Annotated in this window: 19 protein-coding genes; 14 read left to right on the plus strand and 5 right to left on the minus strand. The window is 40.7% G+C overall.

Annotation, left to right across the window (positions count from 1 at the left end; translation table 11 throughout):
• Nucleotides 1–41 precede the first annotated feature (41 nt).
• Together FC85_RS08715 and FC85_RS08720 are read left to right on the plus strand one after the other, a co-directional pair.
• The gene (locus FC85_RS08715) at nt 42–1043 is read left to right on the plus strand and encodes a D-2-hydroxyacid dehydrogenase (protein WP_057865144.1); all 1002 of its coding nucleotides are present in this window, start codon (nt 42–44) and stop codon (nt 1041–1043) included.
• 218 nt (nt 1044–1261) lie between these two features.
• Nucleotides 1262–1723: a hypothetical protein gene (locus FC85_RS08720; RefSeq protein ID WP_057865145.1), complete on the plus strand. Its 462-nt coding sequence runs from the start codon at nt 1262–1264 to the stop codon at nt 1721–1723.
• A 326-nt stretch (nt 1724–2049) separates the two neighbouring features.
• Here the strand turns inward: FC85_RS08720 and FC85_RS08725 are convergent, their stop codons facing one another.
• Complete coding sequence (locus tag FC85_RS08725; RefSeq protein ID WP_057865146.1) at nt 2050–3387, minus strand: dihydrolipoyl dehydrogenase family protein; 1338 nt, start codon at nt 3385–3387, stop codon at nt 2050–2052.
• Between the two features lie 176 nt (nt 3388–3563).
• On the opposite strand from FC85_RS08725, the gene FC85_RS08730 reads away from it, so the two are divergent.
• The 12 genes from FC85_RS08730 (at nt 3564) to FC85_RS08785 (ending at nt 17857) form a co-directional block, all read left to right on the plus strand.
• Nucleotides 3564–4070, plus strand: a complete 507-nt coding sequence (locus FC85_RS08730; protein ID WP_057865147.1) for a pyridoxamine 5'-phosphate oxidase family protein — start codon at nt 3564–3566, stop codon at nt 4068–4070.
• Between the two features lie 84 nt (nt 4071–4154).
• The gene (locus FC85_RS08735; RefSeq protein WP_057865148.1) at nt 4155–5195 is read left to right on the plus strand and encodes a lipoate--protein ligase; all 1041 of its coding nucleotides are present in this window, start codon (nt 4155–4157) and stop codon (nt 5193–5195) included.
• Between the two features lie 308 nt (nt 5196–5503).
• Nucleotides 5504–7312 (plus strand): ABC transporter ATP-binding protein, encoded by a 1809-nt coding sequence (locus tag FC85_RS08740; RefSeq protein ID WP_057865149.1) that lies wholly within the window; start codon nt 5504–5506, stop codon nt 7310–7312.
• A gap of 258 nt (nt 7313–7570) precedes the next feature.
• A complete protein-coding gene (tnpA, locus tag FC85_RS08745; protein WP_057865269.1) occupies nt 7571–7999 on the plus strand; it encodes an IS200/IS605 family transposase in 429 nt (142 codons plus the stop codon).
• A gap of 16 nt (nt 8000–8015) precedes the next feature.
• A complete protein-coding gene (locus FC85_RS08750; RefSeq protein ID WP_057865150.1) occupies nt 8016–9176 on the plus strand; it encodes an RNA-guided endonuclease TnpB family protein in 1161 nt (386 codons plus the stop codon).
• A gap of 279 nt (nt 9177–9455) precedes the next feature.
• Complete coding sequence (locus tag FC85_RS08755; protein WP_057865151.1) at nt 9456–10157, plus strand: ABC transporter ATP-binding protein; 702 nt, start codon at nt 9456–9458, stop codon at nt 10155–10157.
• A gap of 9 nt (nt 10158–10166) precedes the next feature.
• The gene (locus FC85_RS08760) at nt 10167–12731 is read left to right on the plus strand and encodes an ABC transporter permease (protein WP_057865152.1); all 2565 of its coding nucleotides are present in this window, start codon (nt 10167–10169) and stop codon (nt 12729–12731) included.
• A 351-nt stretch (nt 12732–13082) separates the two neighbouring features.
• Nucleotides 13083–14186, plus strand: coding sequence for a hypothetical protein (locus FC85_RS08765; RefSeq protein WP_057865153.1), 1104 nt, complete (start codon nt 13083–13085; stop codon nt 14184–14186).
• A 142-nt stretch (nt 14187–14328) separates the two neighbouring features.
• Entirely contained in the window at nt 14329–15396 is a 1068-nt protein-coding gene (locus FC85_RS08770) for a hypothetical protein (protein WP_057865154.1), read from the plus strand.
• Between the two features lie 156 nt (nt 15397–15552).
• Nucleotides 15553–16083 (plus strand): TetR/AcrR family transcriptional regulator, encoded by a 531-nt coding sequence (locus FC85_RS08775; protein WP_057865155.1) that lies wholly within the window; start codon nt 15553–15555, stop codon nt 16081–16083.
• Entirely contained in the window at nt 16083–17147 is a 1065-nt protein-coding gene (locus FC85_RS08780; protein WP_057865156.1) for an ABC transporter permease, read from the plus strand. The genes FC85_RS08775 and FC85_RS08780 overlap by 1 nt, the downstream gene beginning before the upstream one ends.
• A gap of 2 nt (nt 17148–17149) precedes the next feature.
• On the plus strand, nt 17150–17857 hold the full coding sequence (locus FC85_RS08785; RefSeq protein ID WP_057865157.1) for an ABC transporter ATP-binding protein: 708 nt from the start codon (nt 17150–17152) through the stop codon (nt 17855–17857).
• A 252-nt stretch (nt 17858–18109) separates the two neighbouring features.
• On the opposite strand, the gene FC85_RS08790 is transcribed toward FC85_RS08785, so the two are convergent.
• From FC85_RS08790 to FC85_RS08810, 4 genes are all read right to left on the minus strand, one after another.
• Complete coding sequence (locus FC85_RS08790; RefSeq protein ID WP_057865158.1) at nt 18110–18598, minus strand: O-acetyl-ADP-ribose deacetylase; 489 nt, start codon at nt 18596–18598, stop codon at nt 18110–18112.
• Nucleotides 18599–18635: 37 nt separating this feature from the next.
• Entirely contained in the window at nt 18636–18848 is a 213-nt protein-coding gene (locus FC85_RS08795; protein WP_057865159.1) for a hypothetical protein, read from the minus strand.
• Between the two features lie 244 nt (nt 18849–19092).
• On the minus strand, nt 19093–20886 hold the full coding sequence (locus FC85_RS08800; RefSeq protein ID WP_057865160.1) for a heavy metal translocating P-type ATPase: 1794 nt from the start codon (nt 20884–20886) through the stop codon (nt 19093–19095).
• A 534-nt stretch (nt 20887–21420) separates the two neighbouring features.
• Complete coding sequence (locus FC85_RS08810; protein WP_057865162.1) at nt 21421–22290, minus strand: aldo/keto reductase; 870 nt, start codon at nt 22288–22290, stop codon at nt 21421–21423.
• Nucleotides 22291–22572: the final 282 nt, after the last annotated feature.

Raw genomic sequence — 22572 nt, forward strand, 5'->3', positions numbered from 1 at the left:
TCTTGAATAAAAACATTTAAAAATCGAGGCAATTAATTCTCATGAAAATTTTAATGTACACGGTACGACCAGATGAACAGGGACCAATCAGTGATTGGAATAAGCAACATACTGAATATCAAATCGATACGAATTCCTTGCCATTGAACGCGAAAACTGTTGATCTTGCCAAGGGGTATGACGGAATTGCGATTTTACAACATGCATCAGTTGATGAGCCGATTGTTTATAAAACACTCAAAGAGTTTGGCATCAAACAAATTTCCCTTAGAAGTACCGGCTATGAGATTATCGACTTAAAGGAAGCAGCCCAAAATGGATTAGCCGTTACCAACGTACCGGGCTATTCTCCTCGATCAGTAAGTGAATTGGTGCTTGCTCATGTTATGTGGTTACTCCGGCATCTTGGCGAGGTTCGCGAACGTGAACAACATGGTGATTTTACGTGGACCAATACAGAAGCTAAGGAAATTCACACATTAACTGTTGGAATTATTGGCGCAGGTAAAATTGGGAGTGCGGTTGCGCGGATTTTTAGAGCCTTGGGTGCAACCGTCATTGCAGCGGATCCAATTCATCGACCAGATTTGAATGATACGTTAACTTACGTGAATCATGAAACGGTTTATAAAACAGCAGATATTGTCACCATGCATACCCCGTTAACTGAAGAAACACATCATATGATTAACGCTCAGGTCTTTAAAGAAATGAAGTCATCGGCTATCTTTATCAATGCTTCCAGAGGACCTGTTGTGAATACCAGTGATCTTGTGAAAGCTCTGGAAGATAAAGAAATTGCGGCTGCGGCAATTGACACATTTGAAGGTGAAACGTCAATCGTTAACCATGATTTAACAGGTAAACCACTGCATAACGAAAATCTCGAGAAACTTTTGGCAATGCCGAATGTTAATGTGAGTCCACATATTGGTTTTTACACAGAAGTCGCTGTTCAAAATATGGTTGAGATTACTTTGAATGATGTTGATGCGATTCTTCATGGTAAGAAAAGCCCACATCAAGTTAGTAGCAATGCTTAAACAGAAAATTAAAGAATCGTAAATATGAGGCGATTGGGACAAATAAATGTAGTCCTGATTGCCTCATTTTATAAAATCGAAAACCACAAACCCTCAATTATCATCAATTATTGATTAATTTAGCGAATGTAACCCTACGTAAAATGATCGTTTCTTGTTGTGAGCTTGAATTTGCGCTAGTTTGAAAGTAATTCAAATGCAAAAGAAGGTAAATTCTAATGAAAGTGACTAAATCTGTTTTGTTGGCAGTCGCAACGATGGGGGTTGGTGTTGTTTGTTTGACATCAAGTAATACCCATGCTGCAACCAAAGTTAACCCAATCCCCCGGGTTCTCCAAGGTTCTTGGGTCGGAACATATCAGCATCGGCCATTTATGTACAAGTTAACCAAGTACAAAGTGCAATCAGGTTTAACGGTTAATGGTCACTGGAAATCCAAACCAATGACATTCTATGTAAAAACAGCTCAATCCACTGTTAGTCATAGCAAGTATTCGCTATTTACAGTCTCCAAGCAGACAAATAAGCGTGGTTACTGGAAGCTAAGACTTCTAAACTCCAGAGATAATTTGTATTTCAAGCCCGTTAAACATAATGGTAAGGCAGCACTATATAAATATCATATTGATAAGGAATATAGTACACCAAAACTGGATAATGGCTATTTTTATAGAAAATAGTTGAGTCCTTGTGAGTTCCCTCCTTAAGATACAGTTCAGCACATTTCGATTTGATTAAATACCCCGATTAAAAACAAAGCCATGTATACAAAGAGGCTGGGACAAAAGTAATTTTGTCCCAGTCCCTATTTGTGTAATCACGATTATTACCAAGTGGAAATGTGAGATAAAAGGCAACTTCCAGAGTACAACCGAATTATCCCATTATTCTACCCGGAGCATATTCGGATAATCCAGTTATAACTCTGGAAGTTAACTGCCTTTTGTCTCACTCTATTTAAAGTTTGGATGATCAATTTATTGGTTAGAATCAATTAATATCAAAATTACAGTTGGCCTAATGTATCAGCACCAATGGTTGGGAACAGCGGGACAAGTCGTTCTAATTCGGCTGGACCAAATTTGAACTCAATGGCGGGAAGTAAGGTGTTAATGGCATCTTCGGCCTGATCACTCATTTCGGTCGCGCCAACTAAATGATGGTTTTTATCATAAACCAGTGCGTTATCACCCAGGCCTTCTTTGGTGACCTGTCGATACCAGTCGTCTGGTAAATGGTTGGTTTTAACTTCATATTGTCCGTTTTGCTGTGCGTCTTCAATTGAAACACCTGCTTTTGCGATTCGAGGTGATGTGAAAACCACGGATGGGATGACAGGGTAGTTAATTGGATCGGCACTATCGCCTGCAAATTGATGCATTAAGTAGGTTGATTCAAAAATAGCCGTTGGGGTTAACTTGGGCTGGTCTTTATCAAGCACGTCACCTGAAGCATAAATATTATCAATACTGGTTTGGAGATGATCATTTACCTCAATCCCACGGGCATTGTAGTTAATGCCAATTTCATCCAAACCAATTCCTTGAGTATTTGGAATCCTACCGGTTGCATCTAAAATCCAATCCGTTGTGATTGTTTGATTGTCATTGTATTCAATATTGTAATGACGATCAGTTTGACCAAATTTGGTAACTTTAGCATTGTTAATGAATACAACGCCGCGTTTTTCCAAATCAGCGACAACTTGTTTGACAAATGGTTGATAGAATTTTCGCAAAACATGATCGCCATGCGTCAATACGGTAACGTTGGATCCAGCCGCATTTGCGATTGTCGCAAACTCCAAGCTAATATAGCCGGCACCGATAATCGTGATATTTTTAGGTAATGTGGTTAGGTTCATGAAGTCTTCACTGTCATGAGCTAAGTCAGTTCCCGGAATATCTAATCGGTGTGGGTGTTGACCAGTTGAGATAACAATCTTTTCGGCGGTCTTTGAATCATTACCAACCGTTACGGTGTGACGATCTTTAAGAACACCATGACCTGATATGAGATCAATGTTAACTGATTTCATTAGACCGCCAATCATGTTGGGTAACCCATCGATCACAGCGTGTTTATGCTGCTCATTGGCTTTCCAGTCAATTGACAAATTTCCATTTACAACGCCGTTTAAGTTTTCGGCGAGCCGGGTAAGTGCAACCGGTGCATCTAGCGTGATTTTGGCGTTGCAGCCTCGATTGGGACACGTACCGCCGATCAGTCCAGATTCAATAACGCCAACTTTGACGCCGCGTGCAGCCAATGGAATTGCGCCATCAAAGGTACCATGGCCACTACCAATGTATAAGACATCATAATCGTATTCTGTGTTTGCCATAAAGTTTATCCCTCCATTAGAATGTGTCTGAGACGTTTACTGCCTTAAGACTACTCTTCTCACGGTAGTCCACGCAAAGAATTTGGCTGACTTTTTCATTCCGATTACGAAACATGTAGCTTAATGGGTTGAGTCTGCGTATACTTTACTAAAAGATAAAATAGGAAGTGGTTTGAATGCGAAGAACAGATCGGGAAGTAACTGATATCGATGAAATTAAGTCAATTTTGCGAGAGTGCCATATTATCAATAGTGGTTTTCGAACTGGTGACTATCCCTATGTTGTCCCCACAAATTATGGGTATGAGTTTAATGATGAACAGTTAGTGTTATATATTCATGGTGCACCCGTTGGCTATAAGCGGAAACTAATTGCGGCAGATTCACGAATGGGGTTTGCAATTCATGACGCAGGAAAATTAATGATGCCCAAAGATCCTTCCAAGAATACGCCCAGTATGGCCTATCAAAGCGTGATGGGGTATGGGGATGCCGAATTAATTGACGATCTTGATGCTAAGAAACACGCGCTGGTTCAGATTCTAAAGCACGAGATAGGTGATCAGTGGGAGACAGTCAAGATTACTGATAAGGCGCTTCAGTATGTCGGTGTTATTAAAATTAACGTGAAGAAAATGACGGCGAAGGCTCATTCAGCTAATGATGCCGGGTTTGTTTCATGAAAATCAACTTGTTGTGAGTATTAAAGAGATTTATCATGGTGTTAGCGGTTACAGATACAGTAAGTGCTTCAAGGAGGCCTTGTTATGTTCTTTATTGATACATCACGTAATGGAAAACCGGTTTATGATCCAATTGTGAATCAGTCATTAGACAATTATTTAGTTAATGATTTAAAGTTGCCTGGTCACGGCTTGATCGTGTATGTCAATCAGCCGGCAGTGATTGTCGGGGTAAACCAAAATGCATATGCTGAAGTTAATATGCCCTATTTAAAGAAAAAAGGGATTAAGCTAGTGCGGCGAACATCCGGTGGTGGTGCCGTTTATCATGATTATGGCAACATTATTTTTGAGAATATTGTGATTAATGATGACACTCATTTTGGCGACTTTCATTATTTTGCGCAGCCAATCATTGACGCCTTACATGACATGGGTGCCACGGATGCACAAGTGCGTGGTCGAAATGATATGGTCATTGGCAAGAGTAAATTTTCTGGCATGACAATGTTCAAAGTTGGCAAGTCATACGCCGCTGGTGGGACACTAATGTTTGATTTGGATATGGATGTTGCAACCAAGGTGTTGACACCAGAAAAGGACAAGCTGGCATCCAAAGGTGTTAAATCAGTTGAAAGCCGAGTAACAAACGTTAAACCATATCTCAAACCTGAATTTCAAAAGCTGGACATTGAGGGCTTTAAGAAACAACTGTTGTTACGGTTATTTAAAGCTGATTCGCTTGATGATATTGAAACGTATCACTTAAACGACCATGATTGGTCGATTATTGATGATCGACTTAAAGGCAAGTACGATACGGATGAGTGGAATTATGGCAAAAATCCGGGCTTTGATTATTATGTCTCTAAACATTACGATATTGGAACCGTTAGTTTTAATTTTTCACTAATCGATAATAAAATCTCCGACATTAAAATTTATGGCGATTTCATTACTGGCGGTGACATCACGGTTATTGAAAAAGCTTTAAGAGGTGCAGAGCTCAACCGAAATTCATTAGTTCAAACGCTGAGCGGAATCGATATTAAAAATAATTTGGGTGATATTTCACCGGAAACATTAGCTGATTTATTGCTCGAGAAAACAATCATTAATAAGTAGCCTTTGGCGATTGGATCATGTCGAAGCATGATGGCGTAATTGCTTTCTTCATATCTGATTGCTAGTTAAGAGGATCCAAATTAACAGTAGAAAGAAAAAGGTTTATGGTGACTTCCGTAAGCCTTTTTCTTTGACTTCGAGTTTAAAAAATTTAATACTTAATGATCAATGCAACGCTACGACTGCAAAGCGAAGTCAAGATAGTTGAAGGATGTTAAAGAGACGTATATACTGACTATCGTTAGGTACCTAAATAATTAGTTATTGAATTCTAAAAACAGGCATATTCGCAAAGGGAGGGGACTGCGATGCAACAAACACAGGAGGATCGTAAATCGAAAACAACCAACGCTGATGAAACCCAAAGCAAAGTGACGATGACGGGGATGTTCAAGTTCGTGTTCGGAACCGTGCTGAAACGACCTTGGGTGCTAGTCTTAAATGTCGTTGTTCTGACAGTTTTGTCGTTAATGGACTTTTTACTACCGCAATTTAATCAATACATCATTGATCATGTGATCCCAAATAAAAGTGTTTCCCAGTTGGTGGTGGTTGTTGGTTTATTGCTTCTGACGGTTACGATTTCTGGCGTTTTTACCTATTTATCGACTTATTGGATGGGGATTATGAGTCAAGGGGCGATTACAAATTTGCGAAATCAATTGTATCGCTATCTCATTCGATTAGATACCCACTTCTTTGAATCAAGTAAAACAGGCGATCTAATGGTTCGATTAACTTCTGATATTAATAACCTGCAAAACCTGATTTCGCCCAATATGTTGTCACTAATTGGCAGCTTATTTACTTTTGTTGGTGTCCTGTTCTTTGTTTATTTTGTAAACTGGGAAATGGCATTGGCTGTTAGTTTGACGTTTCCATTTATTTTCCTGGTAGTTCGCATTTTTAGAACCCGAATTCGGAATTCCTACCGAAAAGCGCGTCAATCTCAGGCACTGATGACCAATCAGCTGCAAAATACACTCACGGAGATTCAATTGATTAAGAGCTACACGACTGAAGATTTGGAAACCAACCGTTTTAGTAAGTTAGCGAACATGAACAAAGATAATATTATCGAAGCAACTCGAAATCAAGCGATCTTTTCACCGTTAATTAATTTCATTGAGTATTTGGGAACTGCGATTGTGTTGCTTTTAGGAACCCTATTTGTTTTTAAAAAGCAGTTAACCTTAGGAGAATTAGTTGCTTACTTAAGCTATGTTGGGATTCTTCAGAGCCCAATAAGTTCGTTTTCGAGATTGTTAAACCAGTTCCAACAATCACTGGTTTCTTATGGACGAATTATGGACATTATGGCGTTAAAACCACAAATTGTTGATACGCCTTCCGCAGTGAATTTCCCTAAAATTAAAGATGGGGTTCAGTTTGATCACGTTACGTTTACTTACGACGTTGACAGCCCAGAAGCATCTCAAAAGCCAGCAATTCGCGATGTGAGTTTCCGGATTCCGTTTGGAGAACAAACTGCGTTAGTTGGCCATTCGGGAGCTGGTAAGTCAACACTGACGGAATTGCTGGACCGATTATATGATATTGACAGTGGTAAAATTACATTTGACGGCGTTTCAATTAAAGATATTAAGTTAAGATCACTTCGACAAAATATTGCGATTGTTTCCCAAGACATTTTCATTATTGATGGGACGATTGGTGATAATATTAAATACGGGACTCCCGGCGCAACTCAGGACCAGCTGTGGGAAGTTGCCAAGTTAGCTGATATCGATATATTTATTAAAGGATTACCCGATCAAATGAAAACCCAGGTTGGTGAACGTGGGATCAAGCTTTCAGGTGGTCAAAAGCAGCGGATTGCAATCGCCAGAGCCCTCCTAAAAGATGCCCAAATCGTTGTTCTAGATGAGGCGACGGCATCATTAGACAACGAATCTGAAAAGACCATTCAGCATGCACTGGAAAACTTAATGGAACAACGGACATCGTTGGTAATTGCTCACCGACTGTCGACCATTCATAATGCTAATCAAATTCTGGTAGTTGATGATGGTAAGATCGTTGAACAGGGAACTCATACCAGTTTGATGGCACAAGATGGCTACTATAAGCAATTATATGAAGCCCAATTTGAATAACCTACAAAAATTAGATAGCTGATTAAAGCTGTTTATCGTTTAGTGATGACAGTTTAGCCATTAATAAAACCGATTATGGGTAAGTTTTATTAATGGCTTTTTTGATATGGGGGCAAGGAAACACGTTCTTTTAAGGACGTGTTTCCTTGCCCCCCTTCTTGGCGTCCAACAGATGCTTATCCTGATTAATTGTCAAAAAACACCCCCTTTCTAAATTTGTGCGCATGGTGACACTTTGGATATGATACAATGGTTGGTATGAAAAATACAAACAGATTAACGTATGGTCGAACGTCGGTGTACAATCTGAATTACCATCTCATATGGGGAACTAAGTACCGCAATCAGGTTTTAGCTGGACACGTTGAGGAGGTTTTCAAACGCTTGGTTGCCGAAATTGCCGCTGAATACGGTTTTGAAATCACCCATCTGGAAATCGGTCAAGATGATCAGGTCGACCTACTAGTTAGCGCACCACCTAAATTATCAGTCACAAACATTGTCCGCTGGTTAAAGGGCACTACTGCTTTTCAGCTATTCCGTCAGTGCCCAGAGTTACAGACCAGTGATGGGCAACAAAAGAATCGTCACTTGTGGTCACCTGGTTACTATGTTGAAAGCATCGGGGCTGTCAATGAACCGGCAGTGGCTAAATATATTGACGATCAACGCCAGCACGAAAAATAACAAGAGGAGGTCTCGGATGACCACGGTGGTTAAAGGGGTTAAGCTGCGGTTATACCCAAACCAAAAACAAACCGGTCAGTTGTGGCAACTATTTGGCAACGATCGGTTTGTTTGGAATCAAATGTTAGCGATGGCTCAGAAACGCTATGAGAATAACCCGAAAAGTCAGTTTGCTAACGAATACGATATGAATTACCTGCTTAAACCGCTTAAGCAAGAGTACCCATTCCTAAAAGCGAGTGATGCTACCAGCTTATTGGTGGTTAATCATAACCTGGCGCTCGCTTTTAAGAACTTATTCCAACAACGGGGTGGTCATCCGCGGTTTAAGTCCCGGCATAATGCTAAGCAGGCTTATACTGGGCGCTCAACTTGCGTCGTGGAGGCGAAGCGGCGTTTAAGATTACCGAAAATTGGGAGTATTCGGACCAGCAAGACCAGCCAATTAAGAGACGCTAAAATTAAGCGTTACACGATCAGTCATGATGCCACGGGTCGCTACTATCTTTCTTTGCAGGTCGAAACTGAAGTTCATGACTTACCGAAGACTCACCAATCGGTTGGGTTGGATATGGGCGTTGCCAATTTGGCAATTGGCTCCAACGGTGTTAAGCACGGGACGTTCAATGCGCGATGGCTGGAAAAACAAGCGACGCTATGGCAATCCAAGTTTAGTCGGCGTCGGCATCAAGCCACCGTTACGATGCGCCAATGGAATCATAACCATAAATTATCCAAGCTGGTACTTAACGATTATCAAAATTGGCAACGGGCAAGAATGGTTAAAGCGCGTTATCAAGCTAAAATTGCCAACCAGCGCAAGGACTATCTCCATAAATTGACGACGGACTTAGTTAGCCAATACGATGTGATTGTGATTGAGGATTTGAAAACCAAAAATCTGATGCACAATCACCACCTCGCTAAGTCAATCGCTAACGCCAGCTGGTATCAATTCCGGACCATGCTTGAATATAAGTGTGCGTGGTACGGTAAGCAATTAGTGGTGGTGAGCGCCAAGAACACTTCTCGAATCTGTTCAGCGTGCGGGCATAATGACGGCGCTAAACCCTTAGCTATTCGGGAATGGACGTGTTCTGGATGCCGAACGCACCACGACCGCGATATTAATGCGGCAGTTAATATCCTTAATCGCGGATTAAAAGCTATCGGTTAGGAACTAGCCATGGTAAAAGAGCGGAGTTCTGTAAGTTAGGTTTTCGGCATACCGATATAATATCCTAAATACTACTTTGTGTTCCCAGAAGCTCGGTCATTCATGGGCGAGTAGTTCACGTTATACTTAATTGAGAACCAGAGCTGAGATGATGGCAAGTAAATAAAAATAAGCCGGACTTCATATTGATATTAACATGAAGACTTCTCATTAATAAGAATGATCAACTGGTTCACAAACACGAATTATTTGTTGTCTAAAAATGAAAGAGGGATTTTAATGGCATTCATTAGTGTTCGTAACGAAACGAAACGTTATGAAATGGGAACTAATACAATTGTGGCCAACCACGATATTAGTTTTGACATTGATCAAGGGGAGCTGGTTGTCATTCTTGGCGCGTCAGGAGCTGGGAAATCAACGGTGTTAAATATTCTTGGCGGAATGGACAAACCAAGTGAAGGAAAAATCTTGATTGATGGTCAAGATATTGCTCAGTTTAACGACCGTCAGTTAACTGAATATCGACGGTCAACGGTCGGTTTTGTGTTTCAATTCTATAACCTAATTCCCAATCTAACCGCCAAGGAAAACGTTGAACTTGCCAGTCAAGTTGCACCAAATGCAAAAGACGTGGTGAAAACGTTAAGCCAAGTTGGGCTGGCTGGCCGCATTGATAATTTTCCGGCCCAACTGTCTGGTGGTGAGCAGCAACGGGTCGCGATTGCGCGGGCGTTAGCCAAAAACCCTAAAGTGCTGTTATGTGATGAGCCAACTGGCGCTTTGGATTACGAAACTGGTAAGCAGATTTTGAAGCTGCTGCAGGATACTGCGCGTCAATCTGGGATGACGGTTATCATTGTGACACACAATTCAATGATTGCGCCAATGGCAGACAAAGTGATTCATATTAAGGATGCCCAGGTTCAAGAGATTACGTTAAATGAGTCTCCAGAACCGGTTGAGCAGATTGAATGGTAGGTGACTAACTTGAATTCAACCTATTTAAAAGCCACTTTACGAGAAATTACATATTCATGGGGAAAGTTTATTTCGATTGTCCTGATTATTATGTTGGGGTCATTGCTTTACGTTGGTATTCGGGCTACGGGACCTAGTTTGGATAAGTCAGCGGATCACTACTTTGATCAGCACCAATTAAGTGATATGACGATGAGTTCAACATTGGGGCTCACGAAAAGGGATCTCCAAGTTGTTCAGAATGACCCAAACGTTCAGATAGCTGAACCAAGTCATATGGTAACCGTTAAAAAGTCGCAAAACGAGGTTGCCGTTGTTTATTCGTTTATGAAAAACGCTAAATTGAATCGACTGGAACTGGTATCCGGACACTTTCCAAAAACGCAAACTGAGATTGTGTTAGACACGAAGGCTAAGAAAGATGGTTACCGGATCGGCCAAGATTACCATTTGCCAAAGACGGCAGGATTAAAGGGTCGAGAGTATCGGATCGTCGGTTTTATTAATTCACCCTTGTTTGTGAGTTCAACGGATCGTGGGACAACTAATCTTGGTAGTGGTCAGGTTGACTATTTTGCGTATGTCTTAAACCAGGCTTTCAATCAAAAAGAAGCGGCTTTAATTGCTATCAAATTCAATGACACAAAGGGATTGGCAGCTGGCACCGGTCGCTATAACGATCGGGTGCAGCAGGATCAGGAACAACTCGAAAAAATGTTTCGTCGTCGACCAAAGCAACGTCGGAGTGAAGTGATTGCACCAGCGTTGGCTAAAATCAATTTGCAGTTAAGATCCTTACAAATTCAGGCCAAAGAATTAACCCAAGTCCCCCAAGATTATCGAACGCCGCGGGTAAAGTCGGCAATTAAGAAGATTCAGGTTAGCTCTGAAAAGTTGCGGGAAATGCGCAGTCAACTGATAAAAACGCCGGAAGCAACTTACATGTATAATGACAGAACGACCAACGTTGGGTATCAAGATTATTTTGATGAGTCAAAAAGTATTGCGGCAATCGCGGTTATCTTTCCCGGTTTCTTCTTATTCATTGCCGTTTTAATCACTTTTACGACAATTTCGCGAATGATTGAAAAGAATCGACGAGAAATTGGATTGATGCGGGCACTTGGTTATACGAAGGGTGTTATTTCTATGAAATACATCGTTTACTCGTTATTAGCCGGACTACTCGGGTCAGTCATTGGTGGGCTTGTTGGAACGCTGACATTACCGAAGTTTATTTTTGGGATGCTTAGTAATAATAATCTAACCCATTATGTAGGTGTTTTTCCGTGGATTTATCTAATTGAGGCAATCTTTGCCGGATTGATTGCTACCCTTGGGAGTTCAGCGGTTGTTCTGATTATTAATTTGCGTGAGAAGCCAACTGAGTTAATGCGTGAGCGGGCACCTAAAGCTGGTAAGCGAATTTTACTTGAACGAGTTAAACCATTATGGAATCGCCTTAATTTCAATCAAAAGGTAAGTTATCGAAACTTGTTCCGCTACAAGGGCCGAATGATTATGACAATTGTCGGCATTGCCGGTTGTACAGGACTAATGCTGGCGGGCTTTGGCATTCGGGATTCTGTGAATGACTTGATTCCTGATCAATTTACGCAAGTTCAACATTATCAAGGTATTGTGACATTAGCGGATCCTAGTATAGCCATCCATGATAAAAATATAACCGCTCAAAAAGCAGCAATGGTCAAATCAGTAACGGTTTCGCCAACAAAAGGGATCAAGCGAAACGCTACTGTTACGATGGTTGCACCCAAAACAACGAGACATCTGAATCAATATATTTCGCTTATTAACCCGGATAATTCCGAAACGGAAAGGTTGACCAACCACGGGGTTATTCTTACTGAAAAACTTGCTACTGATATGAATGCCCGGAAAGGAACCAAATTATCGGTAAAAATTGGTAACCGCGCTGTTAAAGTGTCAGTTTCAGGTATTGTGAAAAATTACGCTGGCCATTACCTCTACTTAACGCCTAAATATTATCAAAAAATAACGGGAACTAATTATCAGCCAACGTCACGATTAATTAAGGTCAAGCACACTAAGTCAGCGCAGCGACAAAAGTTGAGCAAGGACCTTTTAAAACAATCGGGTGTCTTGAATGTGACTTATTCGCGCTATTCCAGTAATTCAATGGGAACGGTGGGACTGAGTTCGGTAGTCTTGATTTTCATTGGGCTTTCGGCTGCTTTAGGGTTGGTGGTGCTCTATAACCTCACAAATGTCAATATTTCTGAGCGAATGCGGGAACTCTCGACCGTTAAGGTTCTGGGATTTTACGATCGCGAAGTGACGGCTTACGTTGCTCGGGAAAATGTAATTTTGACTCTTGCAGGAATTTTATTTGGTTGGGTAATCGGCATTGTCTTACATCATTTCATTATGATTAAGGCGCAAACCGGTGCAATCCTCTTTCCACTAACCATTCATTATCCAGGTTACATTTGGTCATCGTTGTTAACCATCCTGTTTAGCTTAATTGTTGGCGTGATTACCCACTATAAATTAAAAAATATCCGAATGCTTGATTCATTATCAAGTGAGTAGAACAGCAATTATAACGCCAGTTAGTATTTTTAGTAACTGATTTTAATAGTTGATGTACGGGAGACTGTGACAATTATCAATTTGTCTGGTCTTTTTTGATGTAATCACGATGAGTATTAAATTGAACCATGTGACAAAAAATTTCCAACACAACAGAAAAGAAACCGAATGTTTAAAATTCAAATGTGCGAGTGATTTAAGAAACAGGTTAAAATCAGTGGTAAAAAGTATCTTTCTGTCGGACATAACCTTTTCCCACTTGTTTTTACGCCTTAAAAAGCTAGAATTGAATCTGCAGTTTAATTTTAACGATTTAACAAGAATCGAATTGTTATCAAGGGAGGGGATTGCATGAGATGGGTTAAAACTCTCTTATGCTTTGTTTTGGCAATGACGCTGGGGGCGCCGGTTGCTCAAGCTAAATATCATGTTTATCATCAAAAATCGTCAGGGCTTATCTACCACCGACGACATATGCGCTATCTTAATAATCATAAGGTTCATTATGTTAGAGTGCCTAAACGTTACTATCATGTTCATCATGTCGGAATTGAACATAAGATTCAGTCGCAGCGCGGAAAGAAAGTGACATTCACAACGCGATATATTTTACCGTATCCCGGCAAAAATAGTCAGCATTGGGGGAATCCCCAATCAATTGCCATGGATGGCAAAAAATATATGTATATCGTATATTGCCCGACCAACCTGCGTAATAAAGGACGAATTGTTCGGTTCAATATCGCAAACCTTGATTCCATTGGTGTGCGACTTCACCCAAAGGAATTACGGGATGCCTACGTTAAAAGTCACGGAAAATTTTCGTATATTCAAAAGCAAATTCATAAATGTATTAAAGCTGGGCCAATCTTTACTACGGGACATGGCCAGTCATTGGCATACAATTGGAAAAATCATGGTTTATACATGTGGCGTGATAAAGAACGGGCTCCGCGGATTCCGGTTAGCAATTGGGGATATATCCAACACATTAATTCGAAAAGTTTGCGACCTGACTTCGCTATTCGATTTCGACTTAGCAGCCACGGTTTAACCGTTCCTGGTGGCCATGATTTAACATTTGATAAAAAGGGAAACGCTTATTTTTGGTCGTTTCCAGGATGGTGCGCGTATGTTTTCAAAGGCAAAATTCATCACCGTTCCGTTAAATTCAAATTGACTTATCAGAAACTACGCCATTGGCCTGGTACGCGAATTCAAAGTATGGGGTATAACCCGATTCGCAAGCGGCTGTTATTGTTGTCAGATGCTTCAGTTGCCAGTTTCCCTGCTAAGAAGTTAAAGGGGCATGGTCATTTAACAAATGGATCCTTTGAATGGACCCAATTTGGTCCCAAACGTGAATTCGAGGGAATCGCGTATGATGGCACTGCTAAAGGCAATTTACTAGTCAATCATTGTCCTGAAGTGTTGCAGGCAAATCATGCTTATTAGGTTAGTCTTATTAACTGGGATTGTGTTTGCAGTAAATGTAATTGCTTTGATTTGTTTGAAAAAGGCGTCGTAGTTCTAAGAAAATGCAGTACAATAAAGTTATCTTGTGATGCATATCGGCATCAGTTGGAGGGAATTAGATATGAAATTTAACAAACTGTTGGTAGGGGTACTGGCTGGCTTGTCGTTGGGATTAATGACTGTTGCAACAGTTAATGCGGCTACATACGTTCAAAGGAGTAACGCGATTTATCAGTATTCCGGCTCAAGCTTACGCACGGTGAACAATCGGCAAGTTCACTTTGTCAAAGTAGGTTCGGATTACAACTGGTCAAATAATCCAACAGGGAAAGATTCGATTCATAGTGTAAGTGGCACTAAATGGACGCTGAAAACCAAATATTTATTGCCTAATAATCATGAGGCACTTGGTAAGACCGATTGGGATATGACAAATCCACAAGCAGCGACGTTTGCAGGTAATTATTTATTTGTTTTATACGCGCCACATCAAAATCATGGCCGGGGATTTGTGGTCCGTTTTGACATGCACAAGTTGAACAGTTCAAGTCTATCAGCAATTCAAGGTGCCTTGGCACCCAAGCGGATGGCTGGGATAAAAGTCGGACCAATGTTTGAAGTTGGTCATGGGCAATCTCTAGCCTATGATCGTAAACACCACTCAATTTGGACTTGGCGAGATCGTCCTGATATGAAGCCGACTGCTTGGTCAACTATCCAAAGAGTCAGTTCAACATCGTTAAAGCCGAATAAAGTCATTAAATTTCATATGAATAATCGTGGTGCCATGGTGCCGGCAGGTCATAATCTCACATTTGATAATTCAGGTCATGCATACTGGTGGGGTATCTCTGGTGGTAAAGTTAAAATTTATCGGGCAGTGATTGGAAATCGATCAGTTAAAGTCAGTTTGACTAAGCAACTCCTCAAAAAGAGCACTGGCACTCATGAGCAGTCAATGGGGTATAATCCACATAATGGTCGCCTATACCTGGTTTCCGATGATTCAATTCAAACATTACCAGCACGCAAGCTAGCGGGTCGGGGTAGTTTGAAGCGCAGAGATATTAAATATACACGATTCCATTCTGGTAGAGAATTTGAAAGTATCATCTTTGATCGAAGTGGCCATGGTATGCTGCTAACAAACCGTAATCCAGAATTACTTCGATCAACAACTGCTTACTAAAATTTATTTTTTAAACCGATTGTTTATTTAGGAAGAAGAGACTTGGAGGACAATAATTATTTTGCCCAGTCTCTTTTTTTATACTTCATTTTTGACACCGTGTCACTAATGAGGTATCATTTATTAAATGACAGGATGTCACTAGGAGGAAATGCGATGGTATCAACAACTTTTTTAAATTTAAAAACTGAAAAGCAAGCCAAAATTCGTAAAGCGCTTTTGGTGGAATTTAGTAATCAGCCATTGGCTAAGGCACAAGTTGCGCCGATTGTTAAAATGGCGGGAATTGCACGTGGGGCATTTTATAAGTATTTTGATGATTTGGCTGATTCTTACAGATATTTGTACGGCGTTGCAATGCATGACATTCACGCCGCTATTAATCAGAAAGTTAGTAACGATTCGTTTGATCCCCAATTTTATTTAAACCAAGTCGCTACTTTTGTTGATGGCGTGGTAAATAGCCGGTATCAAGAATTGATTAAGATGCATTTGGATAAAAATGAGTCGCTAATTGGTGAAGATCGTTCTCAACCGGTTTCAGAATTAGACAGCCGTCAGTGGGCAGCGATGATATTAAGTCATCAGGTTATCAAAACAATTTTATTAAATCCCGAGCGGAAAGTTCAGACTATGAAACGATTGAAAGAAGTCCTTGAATTGCTGGATGGAGAGGAGATGGGCTAATGTATTTAGCGTTAAAAGAGATCTTTCATGAAAAATTACGATATAGTTTAATTATTGCAATGATCGTTCTGATTACGTATTTAATTTTTATTTTATCAGGACTCTCAACGGGGCTTGCTGGTGAGAATACGCAAGCAATTGATTCCTGGGGTGCTAAAAGCATGGTTTTGAATAAAGATGCCAACGTTAATTTGAACCAGTCGCTTATTACTGATCGTCAGGCAGAGGATGCCAATCTTACCAACCGTGAAGCGGTTATTGGGCAAGCACCGGTTGTCGCTAAGCACCAAGGTAGCCCTAAAGAATCATCTTCATTTGTTGGTATTAAAAATGACCAATTTATTGCTAAAAATTTGAAAATAGCTTCGGGTCATAAAGTTCATAATAATCGTCAAGTCGTGGTTGATGATCAATTCAAATCAGATGGGTATCGAATTGGAGATAAAATTCAATTGAATTCACTTTCTGACAAATATCAAATCGTTGGTTTTACAAAAGATGCAAAACTCAACGTAGCACCAGTGATTTACGGAACCTTATCTGCGTGGAAACAGCTGCGGGGAATGGAAAATACAAATGCCTTTGGAAGTGCGATTGCTTCCAAGAACGTAAACTACAACGCAAACAATTCGCAGTTAAAAAAATATTCAATTGCATATTTTATTTCAAAACTACCAGGTTATTCGGCACAAAATACCACTTTTGATTTTATGATTGGATTCTTAATGATTATTTCGTTAATCATCATTGCGGTTTTCCTCTATATCTTGACGGTTCAGGCATTACCGACCTATGCGGTTTTACGAGCACAGGGAATTCCGGCCGCTGCGTTGGTTAGAACGATTATGGGTCAATCACTTATCTTGATGGCTGCGGGAATTATTATTGGCGCTGCTCTGACACTTTTGACTTCCAGAATGATCCCAATTGGAGTGCCGATTGCCTTTAATGTTCCCATGTTGAGTATGATTTCGGTTGGACTTCTGTTTATGGGAGTTGTCGGTGCCGCAATTCCGGCTCGGAAGATTGCGACAGTTGATCCGGTTCAGGTGATTGGAGGTTAATCATGTCAGTAATTGAATTGAAAAATATTAATAAGTATTTTGGAACGGGAACTGCAAAAGTCCATGTTCTCCATGATATTAACTTTTCAGCTGCCAAAGGCGACTTAATTGTGGTTGTTGGTCCATCCGGCTCCGGAAAAAGCACATTTTTGACGATTGCGGGAGGATTGCAAACTCCCAGTTCTGGAGAAGTTATTGTTGAAGGAAAACCCGTTAGCGAATTAAATAAAAAGCAGCGGGACAAATTGCGGCTAAATCAAGTGGGGTTTGTTCTTCAATCGTATTCTCTCGTGCCTTATCTTAGGGTGAAAGAACAATTTGAATTTGTAAGAAAGATTAAGCCGAACGGAAACCTGGGTCATGAGGAACTTGAAAATCTTTTAAATGAGCTAGGTATAGAAAGTTTAGTTAATAAGTACCCAGGTCAGCTTTCCGGTGGTCAGACTCAACGAGTTGCAATTGCCAGAGCCTTATACGCTAATCCGGAAATTGTGCTTGCAGACGAGCCGACGGCTGCCTTGGATAGTGCGCGAGTAATCGAGGTCGGCAAAATGTTTAAAGAACTAGCAGAGAGACATAATAAGGCGGTTGTAATCGTCACCCATGATACAAGACTAATGGATTTTGCCGATCAAACATATGAGATTCTGGATGGTCGAATGAGCGTTCGAAAACCAACTCATATAACTAACAACCAGTTCGAATCTTGATGATTGAGTAGACTTAAATGTGGTTTATCGGTGAAAACCGTCTTGTTAGTTGGTAGTTGAATATGGCAATCCTTTTTAATTACAAAACGGGGGCTAAGGCAAAAATAATTTTGTCTAGCCCCCGTTTTGGGTAATCCAATTAAATGCTGGAATTTATCTGCCCTTGTCTTACACGGTTATTGTAATCCTGCCTAGTACCCAGTAGAAAGGGTTGTTTGCACTTTAAATGGTGTGAGATAAATGATGTGGCTCTCACTTCGCCTGCAGATAAGCCTGGTAAGTTTCTGAATCAAAGCAAACCATGGTGACATCCAATGGCATGTTAAAATTCTTAATAGCCTCAGTTGCAATTTTTGCGGCCTGATTAAGTGGGAAATCATAGATGCCGGTGCTGATTGAAGGGAATGCAACTGTTAGACAATGATTCTCAACTGCCCGTTTTAGACTGTTCACATAACAGTTACGTAACAGTTGGGCTTCATTGTGGTTTCCACCATGCCAAATTGGTCCAGGTGTATGAATGATAAATTTAGCTGGTAAATTAAAACCAGGCGTTACTTTTGCTTCTCCTGTCGGGCAGCCGTTTAGTTTTCGACATGCTTCATCTAATTGAGAACCGGCAGCCCGATGGATAGCGCCATCGACACCATCGCCGCCGGCTAATGCGGTATTAGCCGCGTTTACAATTGCGTCAACATGCACTTTAGTAATATCGCCTTTAATTATATTAAAATTTGCCATAATGATCTCCTTATCGTATAGATGTGATAGCAACTAATTAATCAGCATTACTTGTTTGACTTTCACGATCTAAAAGATCTCGATAGATTTGTTGATATTCTGAAATGTCACCCATTCCGAAGAAAAAGTCTGCCATTTTCCGTTGATTGTTAACGCCATAACGGCTTAAGTAGGTTAGTGGTAGTTTTTGCTTGTCCATTTGTGCCAAGATGGCAAGCCCGTAATTACGTTTAGTCTTTGGTTGCTGCATCGTAAGTCCCCCTCTGAACTTCTTTTGAAAAAGTGCTTATGTTTTATATTATACGAACATCAGTTTGTGTAGTAAAGCTTAAATTTTAATACTTTTTATTATTCGGGATTTATTGCGGATTATGAAGTAGTGTCAGGCTAAGTTAGAAGCAATTTAGATTTGTAACATGGACAAACAGCTCGCAACCAACAGTCCTGATTTGACTTGTCGGCTGCGAGCTGTTTAGGCTTTATTTCTGACTTTTTTATTGGTCAACTCTGGCTTTTAATGCCCATAGAATTGTAATAGTGTCGACAACTTCCTGGAAGAGCGCGCCAATAATTGCCGGGATAACGCCAAAGCTGGCAATTAACATTAAGATCGTACAGATCGCAATTCCAATTAAGACTGATTGTTTCGCCACGTTCATCGTATCGTTAGAGATTTTGACTGCTTTACTAACCAACCCCAAGTTATCTTTTAGCACAACGGCATCTGCCGACTCACTGGCTGCGGTAGCACCATGAGCACCCATTGCGATCCCAACGTCGGCCATGGCCAATGACGGCGCATCATTGACACCATCACCAACCATGACGACGGGTCGAAATTGGTTTTCAATTTTTTCAATAACGGAGATCTTTTCTTCAGGTAAACGGTCGCCGTAAACTTTGTCAATACCGACTCGTTGCGCAATTTCATGAGCGATTGATTTTCGGTCGCCCGAAATCATCATAATTTGTTTGGCGCCTTGGTCATGTAATTGATCCATGACCTTTTTGGCTTCTGGTCGTAATTCGTCAGAAAACGAAACGTAACCAATATAGTGATCATTGACCGAAACGTAAACGGTTGTTTGATCAATTGCTTTGATCGGTTTTTTCGAAATAAAAGACGGTTTACCAACTTTAACTGTCTTGTTATCGATAGTTGCTGTAACACCTTGGGCAGTTGTTTCAACCACGTTGGTAGCCGTCGGGATGTTTTCGGGAATTGCCGCCACCAGGGAACGGGCTAAAATATGGCTGGATTGCTGTTCGGCACCAGCCGCCAAAGCAAGGACTTCTTTTTGGGTATAACCATTTGTTGCATAAACTTGATCAACAGTGAGATGACCCTTGGTAATGGTTCCGGTTTTATCGAAAGCAAACGTTTTTGCAGTGGCAAGTTTTTCGATAATTGTACCGCTCTTAACAATAATACCATTTCGGCTTGCTCGACTCATTCCTGAAACTAACGCGATTGGTGCCGCTAGAATCAGTGGGCAGGGAGATGCCACGACCAGCACTTCAGCAAACCGAATTGGATCTCCGGCGACATACCATGCCACACCTGCAATTGCATAGGCTAATAGAGTGAATGGCACGGCGTAACGGTCCGCCATTCGCACGAAGTGAGCAGGCGTACTTTCGGCTTGCTTGACTAAACGAATGATGTTTTGATATTGGCTGTCATCAGCTGTTTTATCAGCGATCATTTCAAACGAATTATCACCATTAATCGCACCGGACATAACTGTCTCACCGACGGCTTTGTCAATTGGCCTGGATTCACCGGTTAACGATGCTTCGTCAACGGTTGTGTTCCCACGTGTAAGCGTGCCGTCAACTGGGATGACTTCGCCTGGCTTAACAACCAGCCGATCACCAACACTAACTTGATCGATCTGGACTGCTTTGAGGTTATCACCTGTGATTAAATGGGCGGACTGAGGTGAATTTTCAAGTAGCGATTGGAGTTCTGAGTTGGCCTTGTTGGCAGCGTAATCTTCCAAAGCGTCCCCACCAGTTAACATCAGTAGAACAATTAAGCCGGCCCAGTACTCACCGACGGCGATGGTGGCAATAACAGCGGTAATTGCCAATAAATCGACACCAAATTTTCCGGATCGTAGTGTCTTAACCATATCAATAAACATGAGTAATGCGATAAACAAGCCAAGTGTGGAAATGACGATTTGGGAATAGAAAGGCAATCTTAAAACGAATTCAAGAATGAGTGCAATCCCACCAACGGCAAGGACACCAATTAAACGCATATAGTTTGACAGTTTACTCATTAGTAGTTCCTCCAGACGTAATTAACATTCTATCTAGATTATAACAATTCTAAACTAGCAATTATAGTTTTCGGCTTGTGATTAATAATTTAGTAAAATTTACGTTGCCTGAATAGACATCAGCGCGTATAATAATAAAAAATTTAAAGAGAAATTTTTTATTGATTTTATATGTAGTTGCTTTGCGTGGCACGCCCCGATTATTGCCATTAATGAATGCAAACATGAACAGATTTTCATTAATCGTGACTTTTAATGTGTTCTGAAACTTATTTGGGATCATTTATCGCGGTTCTTTGGCAAACGCATTCGGAGCGATAATTATTGATCAGTCTAACCAATTCCTTTTTTACCATGATTACTAGATTATATCATGGTCAATTCACTTAAAACTGCCGGCACCTGTGCTTGGCGGCTGCATGCAAAAAGTAAATTATCTGAGAAATAAAAAGGGATTCCCAAAATGCAGTCATTGCATCTTGGAAATCCTTTTTTATAAGGTTTTAAATTGAGCACCGACTGAATCTGGATAAATTAGTGGCTTAGCTTACTCAGTTTGTCGAAGCCTTCGTCACTTAATTTAACGTTAGCTGCCGCCACGTTATCTTCCAAATGTTTAATGGAACTGGTTCCTGGAATTGGCAAAATATTTGGTGAGCGTTTGAGTAACCATGCCAAAGCAATTTGAGCTTCGGAAACGTTGTATTTCTTAGCGATTGTACTAAGAGGACTGTCAGCACCGATTAATTTACCGGTGTTTAATGGGAACCATGGAACAAACGCCATGTGTTGTGCTTCGGCATAATCAACCACGTCATCGTCTTTATGATTAGCAACATTGTACAAGTTTTCAATTGCATCAATTTTGGCGTATTTTTGAGCTTCTTTTATTTGATCAACCGTTACTTGACTGAGCCCAATATGCTTGATTTTACCCTCGTCCTGCATCTTAACTAATTCACCAACCTGATCGGCGACAGAGTAGTTGGGATCGATCCGATGGAGAAATAGTAAATCTTCATGGTCAATGCCCAAAGTCATCATTGAAACTTCGACTTGTTGACGCAGGTAGCTGGATTCACCAAGCGGTGTCCAGACGTTTGGGCCTTGGCGAGTTTGACCAACCTTATCTGAAATGAAAATTTGGTTTCGGTTTGAAACTTGTTTCAAACCGGCAGCTAAGTAACGGTCAGCAAACCATGGGCCATAGGAATCAGCCGTATCAAAGAAATTAATGCCAAGTTCAGCCGCGTGTTTGGTCACACTGGCGGCTTGGTCAGGATCACTGTAAGGACCCCAAGTACCTTCTCCAGTTAATTGCATGGTGCCATATCCTAAGCGGTTAATTTCAAAATCGTTGTCAAATTTGTAAGTGCCGGCATTTGCTGCATTTAGTTCTGCCATTAATTGCCACTTCTTTCATTTAAAATTTGGTACGAGTCTATTTTCAACCGCTAAAGCAGTGCTGTCAAATGATGGGATGTCAAAATACGCTGGTCATTGAAGGGCGGCTAACGGGTAGCTGATAAAATGATTTCCTGATTTTCAATTATCAAAAAATTTTCAGTAATTTTTCAGTAATATGGTTAAATTTTTACGTATCTAACTATATTAGGGTGAACCTTCCCACTGAGAATTATTGTATACTAACGGTAACAAGTAAATGTTTTGTTATCGAATGGTTAG

It is taken from the genome of Lentilactobacillus diolivorans DSM 14421, assembly GCF_001434255.1.
Taxonomy (GTDB): Bacteria; Bacillota; Bacilli; order Lactobacillales; family Lactobacillaceae; genus Lentilactobacillus; species Lentilactobacillus diolivorans.